Below are 26,295 nucleotides of genomic sequence, written 5' to 3' on the forward strand. Positions count from 1 at the left end.
ACGAACCGCAAAAGAAAAAGGCCCCCAAAACGTCACCGCGTGGAAGCCTCTCTCAATCTGTAGCAAGTCTGAGAATCGCATTTCCATGAATCGGTGTCAAGAGTCGTAAGCGTCTTTTTGGCGGGTGGATTTCTTTTGCCTTTTGAAAGGTGAGAGGGAATGCAGATTCTGAAGACTGACACGTCCGCATTTCGTGGGCGAATGAAGGCGTTTGCCCAAAATTCCGACCGACAAGAACAGCCGAAGCAGGGAAGGGGCGTAAACAGATGGGCGCTCTACAAACAACTCTGCGTCGCTAAGGCTGACTTCGGTCTGAACGATCGCTGCCTTGCTGTGCTGAGTTCCCTTCTGTCATTTCTGCCTGATGATGAATTGCATGAGAAAAGCGGCCTCGTCGTATTCCCATCCAATCGACAGCTGTCGCTGCGCGCCCATGGCATGCCGGAGTCTACACTGCGCCGACATTTGGCGTCCCTGATCGAAGCCGGGATCATTGCGCGCAAAGATAGCCCGACCCGCAAGCGCTATGCTCATAAGGACAGGGAAGGCGGCGTCGAGCTTGCTTTCGGCTTTTCCTTTGCGTCCTTGCTTGATCGCGCCTCTGAAATTGCTGCTATCGCGGATAAAATTCTCGCCGATCAGAAGGCACTGAAGCGTCTTCGCGACGAAGTGTCGGTCATGCGCCGAGACATTGCAGCGGCTTTTGCGGATAGTGCCGAAGAAATAGGTGAGCGTGGTGAACGTATCGAAGCGTTGTTCATTCGCTTCCGCGCCATTGTCGACGCTATCCCTCGTCGTGCATCTGTTGAGGAACTGTCCGCGATCAGGGCCAATTTTGAAGCCATTCGTGGTGAATTGGCTATCGCTCTGAAAACAATAGAGATTGTTCCGGAAATGAGCGGCAGCGACGCCCAGTATGAGCGGCAGCATAATGAATCCCTGCCAGAATCCCTTTTTGAATCTCAAAATAGCAAAAAGATTGTTTTGATCGCGCCTTCTGCGGAAACACCAGTTCCTATGAAGCCTGAAGGGAAAACTTCTGGTGAGTTAACGCCATCCATTTCTCTCGACCAGGTGCTTCGTTCGTGTCCAGATATCTGCGAATATGGTGCGAACGGAATTGGCACATGGCGTGAGCTTCTCGATGCCTCGCGTATCGTCTCAGGCTTTCTCGGGATCAGTCAGTCAGCCTATCAGGAAGCGATCCGTTTTATGGGTCCAGAAACCACTTCAACCGCTATTGCCTGGATTCTGCAGAAACTAGCGTCGATTACCTCGCCTGGCGGATATCTCCGATCTCTGACACAGAAGGCGAGGGGAGGGACCTTTTCAATCCGCCAGCTCTTGTTTTCGGGAATGAAGGCAAGTGGGTGTTCCGTCTTGATGTGACATTTTTTTACCCCGGCTCTTAAGGCACAGCCATGACTTGGAAACGACTATCGCGAATAAGCCAAATTCTGGGCTCGAGCTTGGTCGTGGGATTGCTTTGTTGGCTGGTCTGGGCTGGTGCACAGGGTCTCGTTGGCGTCATACAAAAGGGTAGGATCGTCAATCGACGAGGGCCGGACGTTTATATGAGCGATAACCCCATCATATTTTGGACTCTCAGCGGATTTTTCACGCTTGGGTTAATTCTCATGGCCGGTCTTGCGTTGATTTGCTTGTCGCATTGGTTTTTGCTCTTCCGCCGTTCGAACCGTTAGGCGAGGGGCTTTTCGTAAAGGTAACCGGTATCGCGGACGGCAACCAAAGAAGACGGGCGTCTCAGATTCGGTTCTCAGCAAAGCGCGCACGGAATACCGCTGATTAAAGGAGATCGGAAATATAAGCGTAGGCCGCTCGTACGAAGACCATCGCCGCCAGATTGCAGCGATGGACCTGGCGACAAGTCTGCGGGATGCCGATTCAGATCGGTCGAACGTTTTCTGCCTTGGCTTTGCCGGTCTTACGATCCTGGCCGATTTCGTAGCTGACTTTCTGGCCCTCTCCAAGCGATCCTCCCGCCTGGGCTAAGCCGGAGACATGCACAAAAACATCACTGCCGCCACTATCTGGCGTGATGAAACCAAAGCCTTTGTCCTGGTTGAAAAATTTTACCGTGCCCGTTGCCATATGGATCCTCTTAAATGGAGCGACGTTTGCTTTGCCGATGGAGACTATTGAATGCGCAGGGGACGCGCAACTGCCTCGTATGGCGGCAACCCGATCGATTGATCATTGAACCAAGCCCCCGCTGGCCATATGACCAGTATGAGTTCTTGTGAGGAGGAGCATCCTTGAGTGTCATATTCCTGAATGGATCGGGCAGTTTGATATGTGACGGCGTTGATGCCGGCCAGATTGAATTTAGTATTGCGGCGCCTGCCGACGGTCCGGATACGACTAGGCGTGGAAAACTCTGGGGGAATAGCCAGGCTATTGCTGTGGCGATGGATGCCCGGAAGGTGGAACTGAAGCCTTCCGATGCTCATGATCTTTTATCCCTGGATGTCGAGGAGACTGATCGGCAGGGCGGCATGTCATTCAGTGTCTTGTAGCAGGCTGAGCGAAGTGGCCTTTTTAGGATCAGTCAAACATTTTATTCGAAGACGCGTCTATCGGAAGGATGGCGCGGTCCGATGTGCTTGATGCGAGGAGGCTGTACACGAGCATCGTGACCCCGACAAAAGCTATTAACATGACAACAACTGCGACGAATAGCCGGACGCGTTGTCGGCGTTTGAACGATGATTGGCCAGTCCAATCGATCGTTGACGAAGGGTAGTTGTCGTTCATACGTCGATACTGCGCATAAAAATGTAAACAACACTCTGATTGAAAGCCGTGCTTACAAAATTTAACTGTGCGGTAGCGGCTGAAAAAGCATGAGCGCTCTCTACATCGCCATGGGCGACCGTCTTTCGAAGAGGGCTGACGCTTTTGATGGCTTCAGCTGACTTTCAAGCGCTGCGAACTGAAATCAGCTTCGCGATCTCCCGAGGAGGGAGGCTCGGATCAAATCTCGCTTATTTTCTGCAGCTGCAACAGGGGAGGCGACTATGGCGGGCGCTGGCGTTTGGCCCTTTTGCTCTCGGAAGATTTGCAGGCATTTTTGAGCATTCAGCTGGTCTGACTCTGACACAGGCTCAATGGGCTCGCCGTTAATGTCATGACGCATCGCATCTGGCCGGCTACACGCCAGATAATAGCGCTTCGAGTGAACATAAGCGCCGATAGCGCGACGAAGTGCAGTTACACTTACGCCTGGACTGAGGAAAGGCGAAACCCGCTGGAAAAAGCCGATTGCGACCGGGCGAATGGGATCGCCAACGGCGACGGGTAGAACGCCGAGCGGCTGCACGAGCAAATCGGTGATTGCCGTTGCTCTGCGAATATCCTTATCCGTGGCAATGACAGGGTTCGATCTGATTTGCGACTTTTCGTTCATGCTTCCTATTCCCCGCGCTCTGGTGGTTTGCTGTCCTATTGAGGGAATGTGAACAGAGTTTGACGTGCCCATATTGTTATCCGTGCCGCCAGCATAATTGTCCAAATCCAATATATGTCGCAGCCTGTGGCGTCCATTTCTGTAGGAATGATCAGCTTTCTGCAGTCATTAAAGTCATTTATCGCATTAAGCAGGTGTCGATGACACACATACCATAACGACTTGCCAGTCAAAGAGCTTTGGCTAAAATAGCAATTGCTGCCAATTATGTTGTTCTGTGTTGAACGATGAGGAACTGTGCCTTTCAGTGAGCAAACTGAAGATAGTGAGAGTCGAAATTAAGAAGGGTTGGAATACTTAATTTGCTTGGGTTCGAATTTTCCAGTTCCATTATTTCCACGCTTGTTTCAGTTATTATTGCCATTCTGGCGATATATCTGGGACTGCGTTGGCTTAAGAGTTTCTTTGTCATGACGCCGCAGCAGCACGTGAGAATTCTTGAAACGTTCGGCCGTTACACTGGCTATCGTAAAGCGGGTTTGTCGATCAAATTTCCTTGGCCATTTCAGCGCGCTCGCTCGCCGTTTTCCTTGCAGACGAAACAGATATCTCTTCAGCTTGGCGTCAAATCCAAAGACAATGCCTTTGTCACCATGCCGATCAGCCTGCAATATCGGGTTATTCCCTCCGCGGTAGAGGCGGCCTTTTACGAGTTACATAATCCCGAAGAGCAGATCGAATCCTACGTCGCAACAGATGCGCGCGCGGTCGCTGCGGCGAGAACATTCGACCAACTTTATACTGATCGCGACGAATTCACGCGCACTGTCCGTGAATCTCTAGACGAAGCTATCAATGCATATGGTTATGAGATCCGTGCCGTGTTGATTGATGACCCGCGGCCAACGCCGGAGATGATTTCAGCCTTCAACGAAGTGCTTGCTTCTCAACGCAGATTGGAAGCGGCGCACAATGATGGAGAGGCTGAGAAAATAAAGCGGACAAAGAGTGCGGAAGCTTCTGCTGCTGCGATGTCAATTACGGCGCGGGGAATCGCAGCCAGTCGCAGCATTATCGCAGAAGGCAATGCGAGAGCCCTTGCGGCCTTTCGAGCGGATACGACACTGACAGATGCCGATGCCATGGCATTTATGATGGAAATCAATCGGCTTGAGGCGCTGAGGGATGCTGCGTCCCACGGAGGAAAAACAGTGTTGGTTACAGGAGATGCACATGGTGGATATTATGAGACCAGAGCACTCTTAAGTGCGTTGTCAGATGGCGACGGACCGAAATCAGAAAAAGATGCGGGGCGGGAAACTCGTTTGATCGGCACCGTGAAACAGCAGACCGCTCCGTTAAAGACAGATGAGGCTAACGACGAACGGATCAACAAGAAAAATGATTAGTGGTTCGGGTCAAAAGCTTCCTGAAACAGACGAAGTCATCAGGATTTCTGCAGGGAGAAGAAGGCCGCTAATCAGATCATTCGCGGCTGCGCTCTTTTGCGCCATCTCCGCGGGACCCGCAGCTTCCGGCGGTGTCGTCGAAATTGACTTGCAAAACGGACTATCGGCCTGCGTCGATCTGAAGCCCGGGCAGGTGAAGAGGCAGGCGAACATTGTTTCCTTCGACGCGAGGTTTAATTTGCACCGGTCGATCGGAATGTGTGGATGCATGTCTGCATTGGTAAATTTCACCGCCAGCGTGGACGTCAATGGCATACGCCAGAAACTGCAGCAAGGCATCATTTCACTTGCACGAGAAGGCGATAGAACACTGATCCTCGCATCGGATCAGAATTTGATTGCCGGTAAAGATGTCCGTGTCGAACTGTCCTGCGCCGGGCCACTGTGACTGAATTGATTTTGCTGCACGAACGCTATCATGACGCAAGTTTTGACTAATTTTCCATCTCAGCGATCCAGATTCAACCTGGTCGCGCTTAAGTTGATGTAATGGTGCCCTGAATGAAAAATAGAACGTTTATAGCGGTCGTCATCGCGATTGCACTTGTCGGAATTAATGTCCCTGTGCGGGCCGACGGTTTCAAAATCCACGAGCTCACGCCCATCAAGCAAGAGTTCTGGTCAATTTTCGATGCCTTCGCGCATCATGCAGAAGAACCGACCAACTTTCGGATGTCCTGCTGCGGAACAGATGATGACCAGCATTTGATGATCGCTATCGATCGTCATGTCGATGAGCAGGGACAGGAAAACAGAACCGACGAAGGTTATCTCAAAGAGTTGGACGTCAGTTCCGAAAAAATCGGTTTCAAGATTGAGAAGATCGATGTGTCCCCTGCAATTGGACGACTTATCCGCCTTCCGAATGTAGGTGGCCTCAAGGGGGTGAATATTTTTGTCGTAGAAGCCGGAGACAGGCTCACAATCCAGTCGGCTGCGCCGACCGAAGAGACCGCTGAGAACAATGCACGGAAGGCCTTGGAAATCGCAAAGAAGTCCATCATTGGGCGATGACCCGGTCTATGGGTTAAGCGCTTTATTCAATTGTCTTCTGTTAAGTTTCAGCCCAGCGTTTCGGAGGAAATTTCATAGATAGAAAACTGAAATCAAAAACAATGTCATTCTTCGCTTTAGCAATCACAGCGCTTGCAAACGATAGGCAGCTGCGAAAGCGGACAGGTCGTTGTGTACTTCAGTTACATTGCCGGCAGATCGCAGTTCGATGCGATCATCAGTGTGGGTGCAAACATCAATGATTGCCTCACCGAGGGCAAATGCGTCAAAGGAAGCGTTAAGTAGCTGGCCGCCACCTTCATTCAGGGCTTGTATCGCTTTGTAAAGCGCTTGGGCTTGAGCGTCGTTTAAAAGCATGGGCGGCTCCGTCAATCTAGGTCAAATGTGAATTTAATCATAGCTCACGGCCGTGTTGAAAGAATTCGAGCTCCGTTGCGTTCTCTTTTGAGAAGTCTTCCAATGAAAGACGAACAGGTGACCGGCGTGTAGGAAGTCACCTGTTCTGATGGCGCTTTGCAGATACTATGATTGCAACTAGACTCAAGCTTGGCTGAGACATCTGCGCAATTCTGCATTTTCTGCGCGTAGTTTTGTGGCGAGTTCCTTGCGCAGCTTCAGGTTTTCCGCTTCCAGTGTAATCAGAGTTTTTAGATCGTCGCTCGCCCCGACTGTCGTTTTTGCCTTTGCTGCTACCGGCGCTGTTTTGCCAGCGGCATTCTTCCAGTTGTAATAAGTCTGTTCGCTGACTTCCAACTGCTGCAGCGCGGCTTTCAATGTGGTCTTGCCGCTTTTGGTCGTCTTTTCAACGGAAGCAAGAATTGAAGCGCGTTGCGCGGGAGTATACTTCTTGACCGTGCGGGTGGCTGGCTCTGCTGCAACGGGGGCTGTTTTTGCTGCGGCTTTGGTCGCTTTAGCTGCAGGTGAAGCCGCCTTTAAGGGCTTAGGCTCAGCTTTCTTGCGTGGTGCACGGGCTTTCTTCTTGATGTCCACAGGCTCGGCGGCTCGCACCTCGACTGGCGTCTCGTTTCCTGCTGCAATGGTTTCGTCTGCCATAGTGATTTCTCCGGATTGATACTCGAAAATTCATTTAGGCGTCAAAGATATAGGTCAATAGCTCATGTAACAATAAGGCGGTGTACATCATGTGTCCAAGATGAGATAGGCTTGTCGTCAGAGCGTGCTGATTGGAACATACGCTCTATCGAATGTTGAAAATCCACGCATAATACGCAGCTTCAGATAAAAGCCCTTTGACGCGCGTGGAACGCACGTCAACCTTTCTCGGGAAAGCTGCTCACGGATGAAAAGTTCAATTCGCACGGGGCACGGCAATGGCCGGACGAGCAGGACACTAGAAGGTGTTTTCGAAAGCACCTATGCAGGATTTGTTGCAAATTTTTCACCTCTTCCAAGCATGCGTCTTTGCTTTGTATAGTCGAGGAAGGCGTGAAGCGGATGGCAGTCGAATTCAAGGGCGCACATTTTCCCAAGGTGTCATCCCTGCTGCAGCCCTCTTTTATATTCGCTATCCGTCTCTTGTCGTGAGCTTCAGAAGATCCTGACTGAGCGCGGCATAGTCGTTGATCGCTCGGCTTATACCAATGGGTTATTGGCTACTCTCCTTAGATTGACGCATAGGCACAATTGCGAAAACGACATACGGCTAGCTCCGGGCGTGTTGACTACACCTATCTCAAGGTTCGCGGCCAATGGGTCACTCGTATCGTGTGGATGATCGCGATGGCCAAACTCGAGGGTACCCATCTCGTTCCGGTTATCCGCCCGCAGTCGGTATCAGATTGACAATATGATATCATGACATCATGATGTCTTTATGAAGATAGAGACCAGTGCCGCTCCCCTTTACGCTAAGGTCGAGGCCACGTTGGCTTCGGAAATTGCGTCAGCCCTATTGCCTTTTGGGTCGCAACTTCCGCCGGAAGATGATTTGACGGAGAGGTTCGGTGTCAGCCGGACGACCGTTCGCAAAGCCGTTGAAAATTTGGTCGCGCGCGGACTGCTTGAGATTAGACGGGGAAAGGGCACTTTCGTTACCGAGCCCAAAATCAGGCAGGAATTGGCCGAGTTGAGCGGCTTTGTGGAAGACATGATTGCGTTGGGTCGCAATCCAACTGCGAAGCTTCTGGATAAACGGCTTGTGCCCGCCAGTGGCGTGGTCGCTAAACACTTGAATCTTCCGCAGGGCGCGCAGGTCTACCGCATCGAGCGCGTGCGTTTGGCTGATGGCATCGCCATGTCTTTTGATGAAACGTATCTGCCCATGGATATTGGCGAGAAGATCGTGAGTAACGATCTGGAGGCTGAGCCAATTTTCTCTTTGCTCGAAAACAAGTATGGCCTCCCGCTCTTTGAAGCGGAATATCAGCTTGAGGCCGCAATAGCCGATGATCGCGTGGCTCAAGCCTTGGGGATTGCACCCACCAGTCCGATATTCCTCATTGAGCGAACGTCTTATTGTGAAGGGCCGAGGCCAATTGATTATGAGAAGCTCTATTATCGGGGAGATCTGATCAAATTCAGCACGCGCTTGTTGCGCCGTCAGGGGCAGACTCGGTGACAAGCACATTCGATGTTGGGGCGATCAGCGCTTTCTGGCTGTTTGTTGCGGCCTTCGGTGCGAGCGCACTTGGTTGCGTTCTGGGTATGGCGAGCGGCATTTTTATTGTGCCGGTTCTTACATTTGCTTTCGGTATCGATATTCATGCGGCGATCGCTGCGAGTCTCGTGTCGGTGATCGCATGTTCCTGCGGCAGTGCGGCGCCGCTCCTGAAAAAGCGGCTGACCAATATTCGTTTGGCCATCGTTCTTGAGACAGCAACAACGCTGGGCGCTCTGACCGGCGTTTTCCTTATTGGGATTGTTGCAACCGCTTATCTCTACTTGCTATTTGCAGCAATTCTCGCGGTGTCTGCGCAGCAAATGCTGGCGCGCCGAAGCGAAGCACCTCAAATGAGCACACCTGCCTCTCAAAGCTGGGCGACGGCGCTGCGTTTACACTCGACTGGTTTGGATGAGGCAAGCGGCGCGTTCAGGCCGTATCATGTCGGTTCGGTACCGCTCGGCTTGTCACTGATGTATGGGGCGGGTCTGGTTTCGGCGCTACTGGGGATTGGCAGTGGTGTTCTAAAAATTCCGGCAATGGATACCGCACTTCGGCTTCCGCTCAAGGTGTCCTCTGCGACGTCAAATTTTATGATCGGCGTAACTGCCGCCGCAAGCGCCGGTGCTTACTTCATGCGCGGCGACATCGATACAACCATCGCTGGTCCAGTCGCGCTTGGTTCAGTCATTGGGTCGATTGCGGGTGCTCGGATGCTGTTGTGTTTGCCCAGCGAAAAACTCCGCATCTTCTTCATAATGGTGCTTGTGCTGCTTGCTGTTGTAATGGCGACGACCGGTTTCGACCTCTTCCTCAGAATGTGATCGGAACTAACAGTATGAGAGAACGCAGAAATTCAACCGAGAGCATGGAAAATGCGATTGCAGGATTGCTACATTATGGAACGATGCTCGCTTCATTCATCATTGCGATCGGGTTGATCTCCCCATGGCTGAGCCCATTGGGTATGTTTATAGCTGTCCTCAATGGAGGCGACTTGATAAAGGCCGGCGTCGTAATGTTCATTCTGCTTCCCGTCGCCCGCGTCGCTCTTATGCTTATCCAATTTGCACAAGTGCGCGACGTCGTCTATGCCGCGATTTCCGGCATGGTCCTTGTAATAATTGGAATAGGATTTGTGGTGGGATTGTGAAGTAGACCACTCGTTCAGAGGTTCGAGCACCGAAATGACGAGTGTTATTCGCGTCAGCCATCACTGTTTTAGAACAGACAAGCCGCGAAGTTGGCTATGTTCGACCGCGTGGGATATTGACTGGCAATCAGGTGGGGGTGTCTGGGGAAAACGCCTGCTTCTCTAAATTACGACTAGTCCAAATTGTCTGTTTCCATTCCGGTCATTTAACGCTTTTCCTTAGCTTTATATCCAATCAGAGTGACGGCATTTTTGTCCTGATTGGGATCACTTGAATATGATATCGACGGGGGTCACGTTCTTGAGATCGATTTAGCTTCGGAATTGAGGCTGATTTGAATGTTCGTGCGTTAAATTCTAATCAAGTCTCGATTTCACAGCTGGGAGATATCATGGATGGTTGCGAAGGGCCGTCAGGAAATCCTGAACCGAAGCGCGCAACGGTTCGTTTCGCCGATGAAAGGCGACGATAGAAACCTCCGGCATATCGTTGATCGGCAGTGAAACCAGTCCCTGCATGGCGTAATCCTGCGCAGTCATCGCATCCACGACGCCGACTCCACCGCATGCACGAACCAGACTGCAAACAGTTCCGCAAAACGGCACAACGCATACAGGATCATAGTTTAGTCCTTGAGCGGCAAAGGCTGTGCGAATGGTGCCGCCCATGGGCGACCAGTCTGCATTGTAACAAACCAGCGGGTGTTTGGCGATAATCGCGCAGGTAAGTGACTTCAATCTAGCCAGTGGATGATCCGATTGAATGACTGCAACCAAAGGGGTCTGTCCGACAATATAGGAGTGAAATTCGGCCTTTGGCGGTAAAGCCATTTGTAAACCGATGTCAGCCTCCTCTTTGCGCAGGTCCTCTTCGGGTGTGTGAACCTTCAAAAGTAGGCGCTGTCTCCAGTCACGGTAACCTGCATTAAGAAGCACCGGTCCGATAAAACTTTCAACGAGTGCTGGCGTTGCAGAAATCGCCACAGGGCGGGACGCGCGATGACGCAAGGTGGATAATTCAGAGCGCACAAGGGTGTGCGTCGTGAAAATTGGCATCGAGAGCGCAAAAAGCTCATTTGCCTCGCGTGTCGGTTCAAGACGATTGCCGGTACGATGAAAAAGCGAGAAGCCGAGCCTGCTCTCCAGGCGCTTCAATTGTCCGCTCACACTGGGTTGAGATATTCCCAGCAAGCGCGCGGTTTCAATTGTCGTTCCAACGCGCATGAGCGTCCCGAACAGTTCCAGTTCACGCAAATCCATTATCAGCCTATTAATAAGAGATAGCAGATTTATTATTATCCATACGGGTGGTTGTTGTCTAATTTCTTTGTTGAAGAAGCGGTGGCTATAAAAAATAAGGGGATGCCGCTTCAATCACAGCAAATGGTGTAGGAGCACTTTCATGCTTTCCAGGCTCGGCCTAAAAGGCCTTTTTCTCGCCTCTGTCTTTTCGCTTTCCGCTCTCACGGCGCAAGCTGATCCACTGCGTGTCGCTATCGGTTTTGATCCCATCACACTTGATCCGATTGCAACCAGTGACAATGGTTCGATCTGGACCCAGCTGCTCATTTTCGACACGCTCGTTCGCCCGGACAAAACCGGCGAAAAGCTTGAGCCGGGCCTTGCAGAAAGCTGGACCGTTTCTCCGGATGGGCTGACGCTGAAGTTCAAGTTGCGGGATGCCAAGTTTTCTGACGGCACGCCGGTGACGGCCGAAGACGTGAAATTCTCTATTGAACGTGCTGCTTCCAAGGAATCCGGATGGGGTCGGTTCTATCGTCCGATCACAGGCTTTGAGATCGTCAGTCCGCATGAAATCACGATGAAGCTCGCCGAACCTTTTACGCCGGCCTTCAACAATCTGGGGCTTTTTGCCGCTGCGATTCTACCCAAGGCGCAGGTGGGAGCCAAGGGAGCGGCGTTCTTTGATGCGCCCGTTGGATCAGGTCCTTTCATGCTGAAGTCCTGGGTGCGGGGCTCGAAGGTGGAGCTGGCTAAGAATCCGCATTACTGGCAGCAGGGCAAGCCTTTCGTTGACGAGGCGCGTCTCGATGTCGTCACCGAACCATCTGCACGCGCCATCAAGCTTGAGGCGGGCGAAGTCGATGTGGCGCTCGATCCGCCCGTCAATCAACTAAAGGAGCTTGGCAATAAGGAAGGTATCAGTGTTGGCCAGACCATCCCTTATCGCGCCGACTTCGTGCAGCTCAACACCACACGCAAACCCTTTGATGATGAACGTGTGCGTCAGGCACTGAATTATGCGATTGACAAGAATGCACTGGTACAGGGCGTGCTTTATGGCGCTGGCAAGCCAGCTGCATCAGCCATGCCTGTCATGGCCTATGCCGATGCGAATCTAACGCCTTATCCTTATGACCTGGCCAAGGCAAAGGCGCTTTTGACTGATGCGGGTTACGCCGGCGGCTTTGAGGCCCAGCTTGTGGTCGACTCAGGCGCCGCAACCAGCCGCAATGCAGCTATTGCACTTCAGGCGATGCTGCAACAAATTGGTGTCAAGCTCAAGGTACAGATGCTGGAAGGCGGTACCCAGTGGGAAACGACCAAAGCGGGCAATTACGATATGTCGGTGTCCTACACCACCTCCGACACAATTGACCCCGATCAGATCATCGGTTTTGTCGCCGTTAATCCGGAACGCGCGAATGCCTACCACACCCAGTGGAAGAATGATCGTCTCAACGAGCTTTACGCGGAAGAGCGAAAGACCGTTGATGGGGAAAAGCGTGGTGCGATGTTTAAGGAAATGATCGGTATCCTGCATGACGGCGCACCGTATATTTTCCTCTATCATCCCGCGACAGCCTGGGCGGTGCGCAGCAACGTGAAGGGCTTTGAAGTGCTTCCCACTTCAAACTTCCGACTTGAGGATGTGAAACTCGAAAAATGAGGTGAGCCATCGCCTCGCGATTCAGCGCCTGCGGGTCGATTAAGGATAGCAGGCGCGAATCCCGCCGCCTATCACGGTTACGGCATTTCCCAGAGCCATGCGGCCGGTCAATTCCGCAAGGTACGGCATTCTTAATGAAGTGAGCCATCGCCTTTTCGAAAGATACTTTCGAAGTCCGGGCGGTACGCCAAAATCGAACCCCAGCGAACGCAATGATTTTTTCCATTCTCAAACGTCTGCTGATGCTGATCCCGGTTCTGTTGGGGATTACACTGATCAGTTTTCTGCTTCTGCAGATAGTGCCGGGCGATCCGGCGTCCCATGCGATGGGAACCCGCGCCAGCCCTGAAGAATTGCAGGCCATGCGTGAACTCTGGGGACTCGATAAGCCGTTATGGGTCCAGTATATCTATTTTCTGCGTGATTGCCTGACGGGGAGTTTCGGGGTTTCGATCTTCCACAAGCAGCCAATCATCGCTCTGGTGATGGAACGATTGCCCTTCACATTAGCAATCGTGGCTTATTCAACCATTATAGCCCTTCTGATCGCCCTCCCGTTCGCCATTGTCGCCGCCATTTATCGCGGCCGGTTCATCGACAACGTCATCCGTCAGGTGTTTGTGGCGCTCATTGCCATGCCGCCGTTTTGGCTTTGCTATATGCTGATTATCTGGCTAGCACTTGGCATGGGCTGGTTCGCTACCGGTGGTGTCGGCACTGGCTTCTGGACCAACATAAACCGGCTTTTCCTGCCCTCTCTGGTTGTCGGTCTTTCAACCGCAGCCCTCATACAGCAGAGTCTGCGCGCCGCGCTCATAGACACGATGAAGGCTGATTATATCGACACGGCCCGCGCAAAAGGTCTTCGCCGTCCGGAAATCTTTCTGCGCCATGTGCTGCCAAACAGCCTTATCTCAACAATATCCATCATCGGCGTGCGGGTAAGCTGGATAGTCGGCGGCACCGTCGTGGTCGAGAAGATCTTCTCTGTACCCGGTCTTGGAAGCCTGTTGATTGATGCCATCGTTTCGCGCGATCTGCCCGTCATCCGCGGCCTGACCGTCTTCTTCGCAATCATGGTTGTGATTGTAAATCTGATTACCGACATCTGCTACGCGCTGGCCGATCCACGCGTCAGGATGGAGTAGACCATGTCCATTCCCGGCAAACTTCTGCACACCTGGTCCGGTGCAATTGGCCTGCTCATGCTGCTGATCACACTGGCCGCTACTGTCCTGACACCGATATTGTCACCTTACGATCCCTTCGCGCTCGATTTTGCGGGCGCGATGCAACCGCCGTCTGCGCTGCACTGGTTCGGCACCGATAATTTCGGGCGCGATATTTTTACCCGCATTCTGGCGGGCGCCGTATACGATCTGCGTCTGGCGCTGATCTGTGTCTTCGGTCCCATGATCATGGGTGTGATGATCGGTCTGATCGCAGGTTACTTCGGCGGGATTGTCGATGCGGTGCTGATGCGTATCACCGATATCGTCTGGGCTTTTCCATTCTATGTCCTCATCCTGGCTATAGTCGGGGTGCTTGGGCCCAGTGAAACCAATCTTTATATCGCCTTCTTCATCGTTAACTGGATCGGCTATGCGCGCATTGTGCGCGGCGAAACACTGCTTGTGTCGCGGCTGGAATATATCGACGCCACACGCGTTTTGCGATTTGGCAAGCTGCGTGTGATGCTGCGCCACATCATGCCCAATGTCGTCACGCCGGCGATTGTCTATTCAATGTCCGATGTCGTGCTCACCGTTCAGGCCGTGGCCGCCATGTCCTTTTTCGGCCTCGGTGTGCAGCCTCCCGCGCCGGAATGGGGCCTGCTGATCGTCGAAAGCATCAATTATATGCGCGAGGCGCCCTGGATGACCATTTTTCCGGGTCTCGCCATCGTCTGGATCGGCATTGCATTTTCGCTGCTTGGCGAAGGTCTGTCCACCACGCTGAAACCGAAGGGGTAAGTCATGAGCCTTCTTTCTGTCCGCGACCTCATGACCGAGTTTGGCAGCCCGTCGGGTGTCGTTCGTGCCGTCGATGGCGTCAGCTTCGATGTCAATCCCGGTGAAATTTTTGGAATTGTGGGCGAATCCGGCTGTGGCAAGTCAGCCACCTGTCGCTCGATCCTGCGCCTTTTTGGTGGTGCCGCCGCGCGGGTCAGCGGCGGTCAGATACTGCTCGAGGGCGTCGGCGACCTCGTTCCGATGAAGGAAAGAGCACTGTCAAAGATCCGCGGAAGCGATGTCGCCTTCATTTTCCAGGATCCGCTGACGGCGCTCAATCCGACCATGCGTGTCGGCAAGCAGATCAGTGAAGTCATACGCCGCCACAGAAATGTCAGCAAAAAGGCAGCCCGCGAGGCGGCGCTGCAACTGTTGCGGGATGTCCATGTAACGTCGCCGGAGCGCCGACTTGACGCCTATCCGCACGAACTTTCAGGAGGCTTGCGTCAGCGGGTGGTTATCGCGATGGCTCTCGCGTTGCGCCCGCGTCTGATCATAGCCGATGAGCCTACCACTGCGCTCGATGTTACCGTACAGGATCAGATATTGCGGCTCCTCAAAGAACGTCGAGACAGCCTTGGTGCCTCAATCATCTTGGTCACCCACGATCTTGGGGTCGTCTCCCAGATCTGCGATCGTATGGCGGTGATGTATGCCGGGCGTATGGTGGAAACGGGCACGGTGCGCGACGTCCTGGACAAGCCTTCTCACCCCTATACGAAAGCGCTGCTCGCCGCGCTTCCGGGTCAAGCCGCTCGCGACCAGGAACTTGTTCCCATTCAGGGAGCTCCCCCAGGGCTCGTCAATCCGCCTGATGGTTGCCGCTTTGCGCCACGCTGTTTCCGTGCCCAACCTCGGTGCGCGATCGGACGCCCGCCGGCGCTGGAGTTACGTGGCGGCTCATCCTTCGGTCATCTCGATGCGTGCATTCTGAATGAGGTTGCCAATGTCAGTGCTTGATTTCCGGAAGATCGAAAAGAAGTATCCCGTCAGGCGCAGCCTTCGAGATGTTATTGCCAACCGTCCGCCTGTCAGTCTGCATGCGGTGCGTGGCGTCGACCTTGGTATCGAGCAGGGAGAAATACTCGGCATCGTCGGAGAATCCGGATGTGGCAAGAGCACGCTCGCGCGCATAGGCGTCGGACTGCAGCCCGGCAGCGCAGGGGAGGTGGTGTTCAATGGCCGTCGGCTTGACGGGCCGGACCGTGATGGCCGTCTTCAGATGGTCTTTCAGGATCCCTATTCCTCGCTCAATCCACGCATGACAATTGGCGCGCAGCTGGAAGAAGTGATCTCCCATTATCACCGCAATATTCCTGCCGGCGAGCGTAGGCAGCGGGCGCTTGACGTACTCGGGGAAGTCAATCTGGTAGCCGAAACGGCGTTGAAATTTCCGCATGCTTTGTCCGGCGGACAAAGACAACGCGTCTCGGTGGCGCGGGCACTCTGCGCCAATCCGCAGGTTCTGTTTGCCGATGAACCGGTCTCGGCCCTTGATGCCTCTGTTCAGGCGCAGATCATCAATCTCATGAAACGGCTCAACAAAGATAAGGGTTTGACCATAGTCTTCATTTCCCATGACATGAATGTAATCCGCTATCTGTGTGATCGCGTTGCAGTCATGTATCTGGGTGAGATCGTTGAATTGCAGGACAGTGCCGCCCTGTTTGCTTCTCCCCGTCATCCTTATACAAAGGCTTTGATTGCAGCTGTGCCCGATGTTCGCCGTCCGCAGGCAACAGGCGAGCCGATCAGTGGTGAGATACCCGACCCCTTTGCCGTCCAGCCCGGTTGCCGTTTTGTGCCTCGTTGCCCGATTGCCGAAGACATCTGCCACCAAAGCCAGCCCATGCAGCATCTTGTCAACGGCGGGCTGGTCCGCTGCTGGAAAGCTGAGCGCGCCTAAATCGTGAACGTCTCGATAGAAAGATCATCCAGTGTTCTTTGAAGATAAGTCTGACTGGTCCCGTCGCTGTGAAATCATTACCAGCCGTTTGACCGACACATTCACCGACCGCGGCCTGCGGCCCGACAATTTTGGTTTCGTTGCATTGCGTCAGAAAGGTGCCGGTGAAAAGCCGGACGGTTTTTCGTATCGTGGTGACTGGCGCTGCTATCCGTGCAGTCTTGTCAAAGCGTTTCATCTGGTCCATGTGCTCAACGCTATTGACCATGGCAATGTCGCCGATCATGAAGAACTGTCTCGCGCCATGCGTGACATGATCCTTTGGTCATCCAACACCGGAACCAATTATGTCATCGACATTATCACCGGTACGACCGGCGATACCATGCTGGAAGGCTCCCAGTTCAGCGAATGGCGGGAAAAGCGCGAGCAACTCAACAGCTTCTTTTCCGGACTCAACTGGCCAGAGTTTGAGGGTTGTAATATCACGCAGAAGCTGATGGACGATGTGCGCTATGGGCGCGAGGCTCAATATGCAGGGCCTGCGGGAGAAAATCTGAACGCGCTGACGCCGCTGGCCGCAGCACGTCTGTTCAGCGCACTTTTCTCCAGTCAGCTTCCGCTCTCAGCCGCTTCTGAAAACAGGGCAAAACAGACATTGCTACGCGACCGCAATAGTGCCGAAGCCAGACAGCCGCATTTTCAGGTTACCGAATTTCTTGGTGGCGGTATTCCTGCTGATGCGCAGATATGGAGCAAAGCGGGGAAAAATACCTGGACCGGTGATTCCAAAGCATCCTATTATAAGCACGATCTGATCCGAATTGCCGTCACCGGAAAGTCTCCTGTCATCATCTGCCTGATGACACAGGGTAAAGAAATCTGCGAAGAATTTCCGGAGGCATTTCCAGAGATTGGAAAGCTGTTCTTCGAAACCCTCCTCAACGATTGACAGCCTCGACAACCAAGCGGAAAAATTTTTAACAGGATATTGCGATGCTCAAAAAGCGAACAGTTTACCTCAATGGAAACTTCGTTCCCGAAGACGAGGCGAATATTTCTGTGTTTGACCGCGGCTTCCTGTTTGCCGATGCTGTCTATGAAGTTGTGTCAGTCATTGATGGCAAAATTCTGGATTTTGACGGACATGCAGCCCGATTGGATCGCTCACTTTCCGAGCTGCGCATGCGTCAGCCGCTTCACCGCCAGACGCTTCTTGATATTTTGCGGCAACTGATCAGAGAAAATCAGCTCGATCAGGGACTGGTCTATCTACAGATATCCAGAGGAAACCCCGGCGACCGGGATTTTGCGTTTCCAGACGAAGCAGTTCAGCCTACAGTCGTGATGTTCACACAAGCGGTGGCCAATCTGATTGACGGGCCAAAGTCAAAGACAGGGGTCAAGGTGATTTCTGTGCCCGATCTACGGTGGGCGCGTCGTGATATCAAGACTGTGCAGCTGCTTTACCCCTCAATGGCAAAAATGTTGGCAAAGCAAGCAGGCGTAGATGATGCGTGGTTCGTTCAAGATGGTTTTGTTACCGAGGGCACTGCCAATAACGCGTATATCGTTAAGGACAACAAGGTGATTACCCGTGCACTGTCTAACGATATTCTGCATGGCATTACGCGAACCGCCCTTTTGCGCTATGTGGCTGGTACGACGCTGGAAATTGTTGAACGCAGTTTTACTATTAAGGAGGTGATGGAGGCTGACGAAGCGTTCATCACTGGCGCCTCGACATTTGTCACGCCCGTAATTGCAATCGATGGTGAATCGATTGGTACCGGGAAGCCAGGCCAAATTACACGCGACCTGCGCACGCTTTATATTTCCGAGGCACGAAAAACCGCCATCTAGAAGGATTTTGAGTCGGCCGCGATATACTGAACCGTTGGACAAAGAATAGTATGTTCGAAACTGATGGCCGCTACAAAGACGAAGGTTAATTCTATTTCTGACTGGCAATCTTTGAAGGGGTGATGGGGGCGTTGCCAAGTTGATTGATTACGGCTTTGAGCAGCTTGGGCCTGTGTTTTTTAAGCGGTCGTTTCCGCAGAGTAGTCGCGTCATGAGGTAAATGCATCGGTGCGTGCATGGCGGTAGGAGAGAGCGGTGAGATTGTAGCAGCGAAGACGGAGGATCGTGTTGATTTGATCGTGGGCCGAAAGGAATCGTTGTGCCTGACGCGGCGATTTAAACCACCCCATGATTTTCTCCCGTTTTCGGCTCAGGCAATGAGAATTTTCAATTCTGTTGTTGAGACCTTTATGGGCCCTATGATCGGCATTGGGCGCGATGGTCTGTATCGGTTTTACATAGCTGCCCAGCTTGTCCGTTACAATGACACGGGGCTGACCGAATTGCCTGACCAGCCTTAAAAAGAAACGTCTGGCGGCCTTGGTATTACGGCGTGCTTGAACCAAGATGTCGAGAACATCACCTTCCGCATCGATTGCGCGCCAGAGCCAGAATTTCCTTCCGGCAATCGTAATGACGAGCTCATCCATATGCCATTTATCATTCGGCCTTGGCCTGTCTTTTCGAATGCAATGAGCAAAATGGCAGCCAAAGCGATTGATCCGGAGACGGACTGTTTCACGGCTGACAATAACGCCACGCTCAACAAGCAGATCTTCCACATCGGCTGTGCTCAACGCAAACCGGTGATAGACCCAAACTGCATAAGTGAGAATCTCATGCGGAAAACGAAACCCCTTCAATCGGGGAAAAAAACTCGGCAATTTCATGCCGCATCAAAATCTGTCACACCAAGGTCAAACAACTTGGTAATGCCGAGCAAACTCCCTTCGCCTCTCTCGGATCGGTCCTGCGAGATTCTGCTCGCCACCCCGTAGCAACCCTTCAAAGATGGCCGTAGCTATCATCGAAGCGATCAACAATCCCACGGACGCTCTACGGCTGGTTCTAGGTAGCGATGTTTATACCAATATAACGACCGCGCTGTTCCAGAGGTTGAACCAAGTCGAGGACCAACGGCTCTCGGCACCGTGGACAGATTTCATATAATCGGATATGCGAGCCTTTGCGATCTCCCTACTGATGGCGCCACCACAGACATTTGCGGTGGCGCATCTCTAGTTCCGCGTTGTTGCCGTCAGGATTGTCTGCGTCTCCAGATTTCGTCCAGAGCCACGGCAACTAGTTCCATCACGGCAGCCACAGCACCGATCATCCAGACATTGCCAATTGCAATGATCCCGGCGCCGATCGCGCTGCCGATGGAAAAGCCGAGATACATGGTGGATGTGTTGAGAGAGAGTGCGACGGAGGGCTGGCTGTGTCCTCCGGCAACGATCAGTCGAGCCATCTGCGCGGGAAAGAATGACCAGACACTGAACCCCCATCCGGCGACGGCGAGAAGTGCCAGCAAAACGGCACCCATGCCCGGAAATATTGTGGCCATAGCCAAAGCGGCGAAAGACAGCGCGAGCGCAATAAGCGAAAGCTTCGCGACCTTCAGCGACCCGAACCGATCATTCAGTGCGCCGCCGGTGAAGACGCCGAGCGCTGCGAATACGCCCCATAGCGTCACGGTTGCCGCAATGCCCCTGTCGGCAAACGTGAACGTCTGCGAGAGATAAGGGGCGATATAGGGATAGGCCGTATAAGCACCCATCGACCAGAACAGCGTCACCGACAGCAGTTTCAACACGGGTGTCTGACGGATCACGCCAATACGCTCGCCGAGGCTTGCGATAGTCGTGGAAGCACCGGCGTTGCGGCCGACACCTGCCAGGATGCCGATAATCGCGGCAGCTCCCATGGCGGCAACCATGAGAAATGTCGACCGCCAGCCAAACGCATGGCCGATGATCGAGCCAAGCGGCAGGCCGAGTGCGATCGCGATCGTCATTCCACCGCTAACGATGGCAAGTGCGCGTCCCCGCTTCTCTGACGGCACGATCATTCCGGCAAACGCGTTGGCGTTCGGCGCATAGAGACCGGCGGCGACCGCCATCAGGATGCGTGCAACTATCAGCGTGCCGAACCCGGGCGCGAAGGCCGCAATCAAATTGCCGCCCGTGAAGAGCATCATGGCAAGCAACAATGTGTCCCGCCGACGCAAGCCACCGGTGATGACCGTTGCAATCGGCGAACTGAGCGCCAGCACCAAGGTAAAGACAACAACCAGCATGGCGGTTGCCGACAGGCTCATGCCAAGATCGGCTGAGATGGCCGGCAACAATGGTGCGATCATGAACCCTTCGGTGCCGATTGCGAAAGTCCCGAGTGCCAGGAACCAAGCTGGCAGCATGGATGGCTCACACCGGTGCATCTCCGGGCCGCTTACGGGTTTGCCGAACTTCAGATCATGTTTCTGTAACATGGTAACCTCCAGCCGAATGGCCCGGCTGCCGTTCGGGCAACCGGGTCTCAGGCTGTCGCGTCAGACGGGGATGGGGTTGGTAACCAGAGATTCGTTGAAGGCGTTGAAAAGCGCGTGCTCGCCGCTGCCGGGATTGTCGCGGATCTCCTTGATCTCCTCGACATAGATCTCCTCGGCTTCGGTACCGAGACCCTTCATCGTCTTCTCGATAAAGATGTCGAGCGGCATTGCGCGCGGATCGCCGCTCTTCTTGATCAGATCGGTGTCGACCCATGGCGGCGCGATTTCCTGGACGCTGACATTGGTGCCTCGCAGCTGAAAACGCTGCGACAAAGCATAGGAATGCAGCGCCGCCTTTGTGGCGGAATAGACCGCGGTGGAAGCGAGCGGCAGATAGGCCAAAACCGACGTGTTGTGGATGATCGTCGCTTTCGGCTGAGTCTTGAGGTGATCGATCAGCGCAGAAGTGAGACGGATCGGGCCGAGCAGGTTGGTGTCGATGATCCGCCGCGCTTGCGCGTCATCGATCTTTCCGCCCGCATCGTCGAATGGCATGATGCCGGCATTGTTGACGAGGATATTGAGAGCGGGATAGTCGCGGATCAGTTTTGCCGCCACGCGCTCGATATCTGCGGGATCGGCGATGTCGAGCTCAATTCCTTCCATGCCAGGGTTGGCGCCGGTGACCTCGTCGAGCAGCGCCTTGCGACGGCCGGCAATGATGACCTTGTTACCGAGGCGGTGAAAAGATTCCGCCAATGCACGGCCAATGCCGGATGTGCCGCCCGTAATAAAGATCGTATTGTTCTCAAGTTGCATGAAAGCTCTCCTTAGATCTGGGTTTCGGTGGAAGCGGTGCTTCAATGGGATGATCATGCCTCAGCGCCTCAATGTCTGAAATGACAACTAAACGTCATTTTAGGACACAAACTATCGCATGATAGGGAGGGATCGGTGTCAAGCTACGCGCTCGACCTTCGGGAAATCGAGGACCGTGCCGACGGTGTTGTTGACGCTGTTGGTGAGGATGTTGACCGTACGTGAACAACCGTCTCGAGGATTTCCGCATCGGTCAGACGGTAGGCCCTGGCTGCCTCAAGTGCTGGAACCGCTCCCTGCCCGTGCGTGGCATTGATTGCCAGCGCGAGCTCGAGAATGGCCGGGATCTTCGGATCGGACGTTTGTCCCTTTTGGCCGTTGGGTCGATCCTCGGCGCTCATCCCAGCCGCGCGCGCTCCGCCGGTATGTGCGACGAGGCAATAATCACAGCCGTTTGCGGCTGCGATAGCGATTTGCTCCTGCGCCACGGCGGAAAGCACGCCATCACGGAGAAATCCCTTGCTCCTGGTATAGACGTCGAGTGCCGCTGGTGCATGGCAAGGACCCGGTAGAGGGTTGGAGCTTTGCCCAGCGTTGCCTTTGCCGAGGCAAAGACGCCTGCCACATGGGGTGTTACTTCGCTGCCTGAAAGGTTGAAATCGCTGACATGTTTGCTCTCCTTCAAGCGCCGTGATGATGCGCGACAGGAGAGTGTCAAGCTTGTAACTTCGTGCTATCGATGGTCACGAAAAATCGCTATTGGCAGGCGGGCCCGATAGCATGATCGAATTGAACAATTCGAGGAACTTCAGGCGGCGAATTCCTCGGAACGTTTGCCTTCGATCAGCCGCAAGCTGCGGCGAAGGCTTTGCGGCGGCTGGCCGAAATTGCGCAAGAACGCGCGGCGCATGCGATCCCGGTCGACAAAGCCGGTATCCCTTGCCACGATATCGATCGGGTGGCGGCTGTCTTCGAGCATGGCCTTGGCTGCCTCCAGTCGCAGGCGCTCAACTGCCTTCGCCGGTGATAGCCCGGTCTCGTCACGAAACAGACGACTGAACTGGCGTGGGCTGAGGGTTGCGGCGTCAGCGAGTTCCTCTACGGTGAGAGGATTGCGAAGGTGCTCCTTGGCATAGACAAGAGCCCTGCGGACCCGATCCGAACGGGGCTCAAGTTCCAGCAAGGCGGAAAACTGTGATTGCCCCCCGGGACGGCGGTGGTAGACGACCATCTTGCGGGCGATAAGGCGCGAGAGTTCGGCGCCGTGATCGTCCTCGATCATGGCGAGCGTCAGGTCAATGGCAGCACTCATGCCGGCGGAAGTCCAGATGTTGTCGTCACGGACGAAGATCTTGTCGTCGTCGACTGAGATTGCCGGGTAGTGCTCTCGCAGCGTCCTCGCATGGGCCCAATGTGTGGTCGCGGCGCGACCATCCAGTAAGCCCGCTTGGGCCAAAAGGAACGCGCCGGTACAGACACCAGCGACGCGACGCGACTGGGTCGCGGCACCGCGGATATAGGCAAGCAGTTTCGCGGAGGCAGGTTTCGGGACGAGTTCTCCGACCACCATCAATGTATGGGGAAAATCGCTGAGCGGTTCAGTCTCGATACGAATGCCGAGTGACGAGCGGATCGTGCCACCCTTTTCAGACATGACCGTCAGGCGGTAATTCTCCTCACCAAGTGCATCATTGGCGAGTTCGAACGCGGTCAGAGCGGCCATGCCCATGACCTGGAAGCCATCTTCCATAATGAAACCTACGCGCCGCATATCGCCTCCCGCCTCAAGTCCGTTATTGGCGGACAGGCTAGATTGGGGTTTGCTTTCCTCCGCTTCGGAAAGATAGAAATGTGAGGTATTCAGGCGTGGGTTTCACCACGCTCCGCAAATTTCGCCTCTCGTGGATCAAGACCACGCGGCTTGCCATAAAGACTTATGTTGGCATCACCCCAGCATTTGAGTGCAAGCAGGATCGGCTCCATGCTGCGACCAAGTTCCGAAAGGCTGTATTCGACCTTCGGCGGAACCTGCGCATAGACCTTCCGCTCGATCAGGCCATCATCCTCGAGCTCGCGCAACTGATTGGTCAGCATGCGTGGCGTCACATTGACGATATGCTTGCGGATCTCGTTGAACCTCAACGTGCCCGACAGGAGATGGAAAAGGACCACTGACTTCCATTTTCCATCGATGAGGCCGATCGCCGCCTCGACCGAGCAACCGGGAGAACAATCGAAACGAGAGTGTCTGGCTTTTGCCATTACGGTATCCTTTTTGATACTACGTGCGTTCCTTGTGCGTATTGCGCTCCTGCGAATATAGACCATTTTGGAACCATATCAATCAGCAATCACCTTTCATCAAAGGAGCAGGACATGAAAGCAATCGGTTATAAAACAGCTGGCGCCATTGAACGCGACGACGCCTTGCAAGATATCGAACTTCCTCGTCCCGTGCCGGCAGGCCGCGACATTCTCGTCGAGGTCGAAGCGATTTCGGTCAATCCGGTCGATACAAAGGTTCGCAAAAACGCCAATCCGGAAGCGGGTCAATGGAAGGTCCTCGGCTGGGACGCGGTTGGGAAGGTGGTCGAAGCCGGGACTGACGTAAAAGGCTTCAAGATCGGGGACGAAGTCTTTTATGCCGGCTCCCTGATCCGTCCCGGCGCTAACAGCCAGTATCATCTCGTCGATGAGCGTATCGTTGGGGCTAAGCCAAAGACACTATCTAATGCCGAAGCTGCGGCCTTGCCGCTGACCGCCATCACTGCATGGGAAATGCTGTTTGACCGGCTGGATATTCGCAAGCCGGTACCGGGTGCGGCAAACGCGATCGTCATTATCGGCGGTGCGGGTGGCGTCGGCTCGATCGCGATTCAGCTCGTACGAGCGCTTACCAGTGTAACAGTCATTGCCACGGCGTCGCGCCCGGAAACGCAAGAATGGGTGAAAAGTCTCGGCGCCCACCACGTCATCGACCATTCCAAGCCGCTTGCTGAACAGGTTGCCGCCCTCCGCATTGGCGCGCCGGCCTTCGTCTTCTCCACAACCGAAACTCATCGTCATTTGAAGGAGGTTATGGAGCTCATCGCGCCGCAGGGCCGCTTTGGAGTGATCGACGACCCGGACAGCCTCGATGTCGTTGGCTTCAAGCGAAAGGCCGTATCGATCCATTGGGAGCTGATGTTCACGCGTTCGATCTTCGAGACAGCTGATATTGCCGAACAGGGCAGACTACTGAACGAGGTATCTCGCCTGATCGATGAGGGGAAGATCCGCACAACCGTGACCGAGACGATTTCTCCCATAAACGCCGCGAACTTGAAAAAGGCCCATGCCGCGATCGAAAGTGGAAAGACCAAGGGGAAGCTTGTGCTCGAAGGTTTCGAGACCAAGTGATGAACCGGAGGGCGGAAGATTAGTCGTCTTGCCGCCCCGATCTTTGGGCGAAGGTCACCTTAAAGAGCAGTCAGCGTAAGCTTTACCTACGAAAATTCAATTATTTAACGGCTCCTTAATCGCCTGTGGGCAAAGCAACGTTCCGCGACGATAACCAGATTCTGATTGGCAATCTGAACTAATCAGAAGGTCCATTTTAAATAACCCATTGTGCTGCAAATGAACGGATGGGGTAAAATCACAGCTTCTTTAACGGGCCTCTTTTGACCTCATCGTCGCGCAGATTTCCGCGCAGTGGCGAAGAAACGCATTCACGGTTGGCCGCACGACGCTTTGACGACGATATGTTGCGCAAGTCGTACGCTTCCATGTTGGCACATCCAAAGGCAATGCGGCCAGCGCAGCGCCACTGTGCATTTGCGCGCGTAAGCTGGATTCGGTTAAATAGCTCAAGTTTTCGGTGGCGTTAAGCATAGCTGACTGAAAAACCACGGACGTTGTTTCGACTGCCATTTTCGGCTTAGGAAGGCCAGCGTTAACGAAAAGCGCGTCCAGTCTTAGTCTGTCGGGATCGGGTCTGGGTGGCACGACCCAACCAAATGGACTCAGATCTAATAAAGAAACTGTTGAACGGCCAGCGAGAGGATGACCCTTGCCGCAAACCAGGAGCAGGGGCTCTTCAAGGAGATTTACATATTCAAGGTCAGGATTAAGAATACCTGACGGTCTCAGCGTTACCGCGAGATCGAGACGCCCGGCGTGCAGCAAATCAATCAGTGTATCATTAAGTCCTTCGCTTACAACAATGTCTATTCCGGGATGACGCTCCTGAAAGCTCAACACGGCGCTCGGCATGATGGCCCGCAACACCGCTGCTACACAGCCAACCCGTAGCGAACCCTTTCTAACACCACGTAATGCGTCGATTTCATCGATTGCCTCGTTAGCAAGCGACAGCAAAAGATCAGCGTAAGTTTTCAGACGTTCACCGAACACCGTCAACTGAACGCCATTGGGGCCGCGCTCGAAGAGCGGCACGCCAATGCTTTCTTCCAGAAGGCGCACGCTTTTGCTTAAAGCCGGCTGCGTCAGGTTTAACTCCCTGGCAGCAGCACTGAAACTTGCGAGGCGTGACACTGTTGCAAAGTGTCTCAATTGTCTGATTTCCAATGTCATGGCTATCCATCCTGCATATAACCAAAAGCTATGGC

At 53.8% G+C, this 26,295-nt stretch carries 27 protein-coding genes and 1 pseudogene; 16 read left to right on the plus strand and 12 right to left on the minus strand.

Annotated features, from left to right (window positions below):
- Positions 1-159: 159 nt before the first annotated feature.
- Positions 160-1,389, plus strand: coding sequence for a plasmid replication protein RepC (repC, locus tag FHW00_RS19865; RefSeq protein WP_078340268.1), 1,230 nt, complete (start codon positions 160-162; stop codon positions 1,387-1,389).
- A 516-nt stretch (positions 1,390-1,905) separates the two neighbouring features.
- On the opposite strand, the gene FHW00_RS19870 is transcribed toward repC, so the two are convergent.
- A complete protein-coding gene (locus FHW00_RS19870) occupies positions 1,906-2,112 on the minus strand; it encodes a cold-shock protein (RefSeq protein WP_078340269.1) in 207 nt (68 codons plus the stop codon).
- A 164-nt stretch (positions 2,113-2,276) separates the two neighbouring features.
- Between FHW00_RS19870 and FHW00_RS19875 the strand changes: the two genes are divergently transcribed.
- A complete protein-coding gene (locus tag FHW00_RS19875; RefSeq protein WP_078340270.1) occupies positions 2,277-2,537 on the plus strand; it encodes a hypothetical protein in 261 nt (86 codons plus the stop codon).
- Positions 2,538-2,959: 422 nt separating this feature from the next.
- Here the strand turns inward: FHW00_RS19875 and FHW00_RS19880 are convergent, their stop codons facing one another.
- Positions 2,960-3,427 carry a ProQ/FINO family protein gene (locus FHW00_RS19880; RefSeq protein ID WP_078340271.1) on the minus strand — a complete coding sequence of 156 codons (468 nt, stop codon included), beginning with the start codon at positions 3,425-3,427 and terminating at the stop codon, positions 2,960-2,962.
- A 362-nt stretch (positions 3,428-3,789) separates the two neighbouring features.
- Between FHW00_RS19880 and FHW00_RS19885 the strand changes: the two genes are divergently transcribed.
- The 3 genes from FHW00_RS19885 (at position 3,790) to FHW00_RS19895 (ending at position 5,910) form a co-directional block, all read left to right on the plus strand.
- Positions 3,790-4,836, plus strand: a complete 1,047-nt coding sequence (locus FHW00_RS19885) for an SPFH domain-containing protein (protein ID WP_078340272.1) — start codon at positions 3,790-3,792, stop codon at positions 4,834-4,836.
- The gene (locus FHW00_RS19890; protein ID WP_162762584.1) at positions 4,829-5,284 is read left to right on the plus strand and encodes a DUF2195 family protein; all 456 of its coding nucleotides are present in this window, start codon (positions 4,829-4,831) and stop codon (positions 5,282-5,284) included. The genes FHW00_RS19885 and FHW00_RS19890 overlap by 8 nt, the downstream gene beginning before the upstream one ends.
- A gap of 113 nt (positions 5,285-5,397) precedes the next feature.
- Positions 5,398-5,910, plus strand: a complete 513-nt coding sequence (locus tag FHW00_RS19895) for a hypothetical protein (protein WP_078340274.1) — start codon at positions 5,398-5,400, stop codon at positions 5,908-5,910.
- 123 nt (positions 5,911-6,033) lie between these two features.
- On the opposite strand, the gene FHW00_RS19900 is transcribed toward FHW00_RS19895, so the two are convergent.
- Together FHW00_RS19900 and FHW00_RS19905 are read right to left on the minus strand one after the other, a co-directional pair.
- Positions 6,034-6,267, minus strand: a complete 234-nt coding sequence (locus FHW00_RS19900; protein WP_445557982.1) for a hypothetical protein — start codon at positions 6,265-6,267, stop codon at positions 6,034-6,036.
- Between the two features lie 183 nt (positions 6,268-6,450).
- Positions 6,451-6,963 carry a transposase gene (locus FHW00_RS19905; protein ID WP_078340275.1) on the minus strand — a complete coding sequence of 171 codons (513 nt, stop codon included), beginning with the start codon at positions 6,961-6,963 and terminating at the stop codon, positions 6,451-6,453.
- A 781-nt stretch (positions 6,964-7,744) separates the two neighbouring features.
- On the opposite strand from FHW00_RS19905, the gene FHW00_RS19910 reads away from it, so the two are divergent.
- The 3 genes from FHW00_RS19910 to FHW00_RS19920 are packed head-to-tail and all read left to right on the plus strand — an operon-like array spanning position 7,745 to position 9,683.
- On the plus strand, positions 7,745-8,488 hold the full coding sequence (locus tag FHW00_RS19910) for a GntR family transcriptional regulator (RefSeq protein WP_078340276.1): 744 nt from the start codon (positions 7,745-7,747) through the stop codon (positions 8,486-8,488).
- Positions 8,485-9,354 (plus strand): sulfite exporter TauE/SafE family protein, encoded by an 870-nt coding sequence (locus FHW00_RS19915; protein WP_445557983.1) that lies wholly within the window; start codon positions 8,485-8,487, stop codon positions 9,352-9,354. The genes FHW00_RS19910 and FHW00_RS19915 overlap by 4 nt, the downstream gene beginning before the upstream one ends.
- Positions 9,355-9,368: 14 nt before the next feature.
- Positions 9,369-9,683: a DUF1634 domain-containing protein gene (locus FHW00_RS19920; protein WP_078340277.1), complete on the plus strand. Its 315-nt coding sequence runs from the start codon at positions 9,369-9,371 to the stop codon at positions 9,681-9,683.
- Between the two features lie 390 nt (positions 9,684-10,073).
- Here the strand turns inward: FHW00_RS19920 and FHW00_RS19925 are convergent, their stop codons facing one another.
- Positions 10,074-10,943, minus strand: coding sequence for a LysR family transcriptional regulator (locus tag FHW00_RS19925; protein WP_078340278.1), 870 nt, complete (start codon positions 10,941-10,943; stop codon positions 10,074-10,076).
- Positions 10,944-11,085: 142 nt separating this feature from the next.
- Between FHW00_RS19925 and FHW00_RS19930 the strand changes: the two genes are divergently transcribed.
- From FHW00_RS19930 to FHW00_RS19960, 7 genes are all read left to right on the plus strand, one after another.
- Entirely contained in the window at positions 11,086-12,594 is a 1,509-nt protein-coding gene (locus FHW00_RS19930) for an ABC transporter substrate-binding protein (RefSeq protein WP_078340279.1), read from the plus strand.
- A gap of 212 nt (positions 12,595-12,806) precedes the next feature.
- On the plus strand, positions 12,807-13,742 hold the full coding sequence (locus FHW00_RS19935; protein ID WP_078340280.1) for an ABC transporter permease: 936 nt from the start codon (positions 12,807-12,809) through the stop codon (positions 13,740-13,742).
- Positions 13,743-13,745: 3 nt separating this feature from the next.
- Positions 13,746-14,567: an ABC transporter permease gene (locus tag FHW00_RS19940; RefSeq protein ID WP_078340281.1), complete on the plus strand. Its 822-nt coding sequence runs from the start codon at positions 13,746-13,748 to the stop codon at positions 14,565-14,567.
- Positions 14,568-14,570: 3 nt separating this feature from the next.
- Positions 14,571-15,566: an ABC transporter ATP-binding protein gene (locus FHW00_RS19945; protein ID WP_078340282.1), complete on the plus strand. Its 996-nt coding sequence runs from the start codon at positions 14,571-14,573 to the stop codon at positions 15,564-15,566.
- On the plus strand, positions 15,553-16,512 hold the full coding sequence (locus FHW00_RS19950; protein ID WP_078340283.1) for an ABC transporter ATP-binding protein: 960 nt from the start codon (positions 15,553-15,555) through the stop codon (positions 16,510-16,512). The genes FHW00_RS19945 and FHW00_RS19950 overlap by 14 nt, the downstream gene beginning before the upstream one ends.
- Positions 16,513-16,543: 31 nt before the next feature.
- The gene (locus FHW00_RS19955) at positions 16,544-17,464 is read left to right on the plus strand and encodes a serine hydrolase (RefSeq protein ID WP_078340284.1); all 921 of its coding nucleotides are present in this window, start codon (positions 16,544-16,546) and stop codon (positions 17,462-17,464) included.
- A gap of 44 nt (positions 17,465-17,508) precedes the next feature.
- Positions 17,509-18,375 carry a D-amino-acid transaminase gene (locus tag FHW00_RS19960; protein WP_078340285.1) on the plus strand — a complete coding sequence of 289 codons (867 nt, stop codon included), beginning with the start codon at positions 17,509-17,511 and terminating at the stop codon, positions 18,373-18,375.
- Positions 18,376-18,584: 209 nt separating this feature from the next.
- Here the strand turns inward: FHW00_RS19960 and FHW00_RS19965 are convergent, their stop codons facing one another.
- The 6 genes and pseudogenes from FHW00_RS19965 to FHW00_RS19990 all read right to left on the minus strand — a co-directional run bounded on the left by FHW00_RS19965 (position 18,585) and on the right by FHW00_RS19990 (position 23,947).
- Entirely contained in the window at positions 18,585-19,265 is a 681-nt protein-coding gene (locus FHW00_RS19965) for an IS6 family transposase (protein WP_078340286.1), read from the minus strand.
- 368 nt (positions 19,266-19,633) lie between these two features.
- On the minus strand, positions 19,634-20,866 hold the full coding sequence (locus FHW00_RS19970) for an MFS transporter (RefSeq protein ID WP_078340287.1): 1,233 nt from the start codon (positions 20,864-20,866) through the stop codon (positions 19,634-19,636).
- A gap of 60 nt (positions 20,867-20,926) precedes the next feature.
- Complete coding sequence (locus FHW00_RS19975) at positions 20,927-21,685, minus strand: SDR family oxidoreductase (RefSeq protein ID WP_078340288.1); 759 nt, start codon at positions 21,683-21,685, stop codon at positions 20,927-20,929.
- Positions 21,686-22,125: 440 nt separating this feature from the next.
- Positions 22,126-22,185: pseudogene (locus FHW00_RS24610) on the minus strand (hypothetical protein); the annotation flags it as partial.
- Between the two features lie 308 nt (positions 22,186-22,493).
- Positions 22,494-23,456 (minus strand): GlxA family transcriptional regulator, encoded by a 963-nt coding sequence (locus tag FHW00_RS19985; protein ID WP_078340289.1) that lies wholly within the window; start codon positions 23,454-23,456, stop codon positions 22,494-22,496.
- 89 nt (positions 23,457-23,545) lie between these two features.
- A complete protein-coding gene (locus tag FHW00_RS19990) occupies positions 23,546-23,947 on the minus strand; it encodes a winged helix-turn-helix transcriptional regulator (RefSeq protein WP_078340290.1) in 402 nt (133 codons plus the stop codon).
- Between the two features lie 114 nt (positions 23,948-24,061).
- On the opposite strand from FHW00_RS19990, the gene FHW00_RS19995 reads away from it, so the two are divergent.
- Positions 24,062-25,084 carry a zinc-binding alcohol dehydrogenase family protein gene (locus FHW00_RS19995; RefSeq protein ID WP_078340291.1) on the plus strand — a complete coding sequence of 341 codons (1,023 nt, stop codon included), beginning with the start codon at positions 24,062-24,064 and terminating at the stop codon, positions 25,082-25,084.
- A gap of 249 nt (positions 25,085-25,333) precedes the next feature.
- Here the strand turns inward: FHW00_RS19995 and FHW00_RS20000 are convergent, their stop codons facing one another.
- Positions 25,334-26,260, minus strand: a complete 927-nt coding sequence (locus FHW00_RS20000; protein ID WP_078340292.1) for a LysR family transcriptional regulator — start codon at positions 26,258-26,260, stop codon at positions 25,334-25,336.
- Positions 26,261-26,295: the final 35 nt, after the last annotated feature.

Origin of the sequence: Ochrobactrum sp. P6BSIII, assembly GCF_014138065.1 — a bacterium.
GTDB lineage: Bacteria > Pseudomonadota > Alphaproteobacteria > Rhizobiales > Rhizobiaceae > Brucella.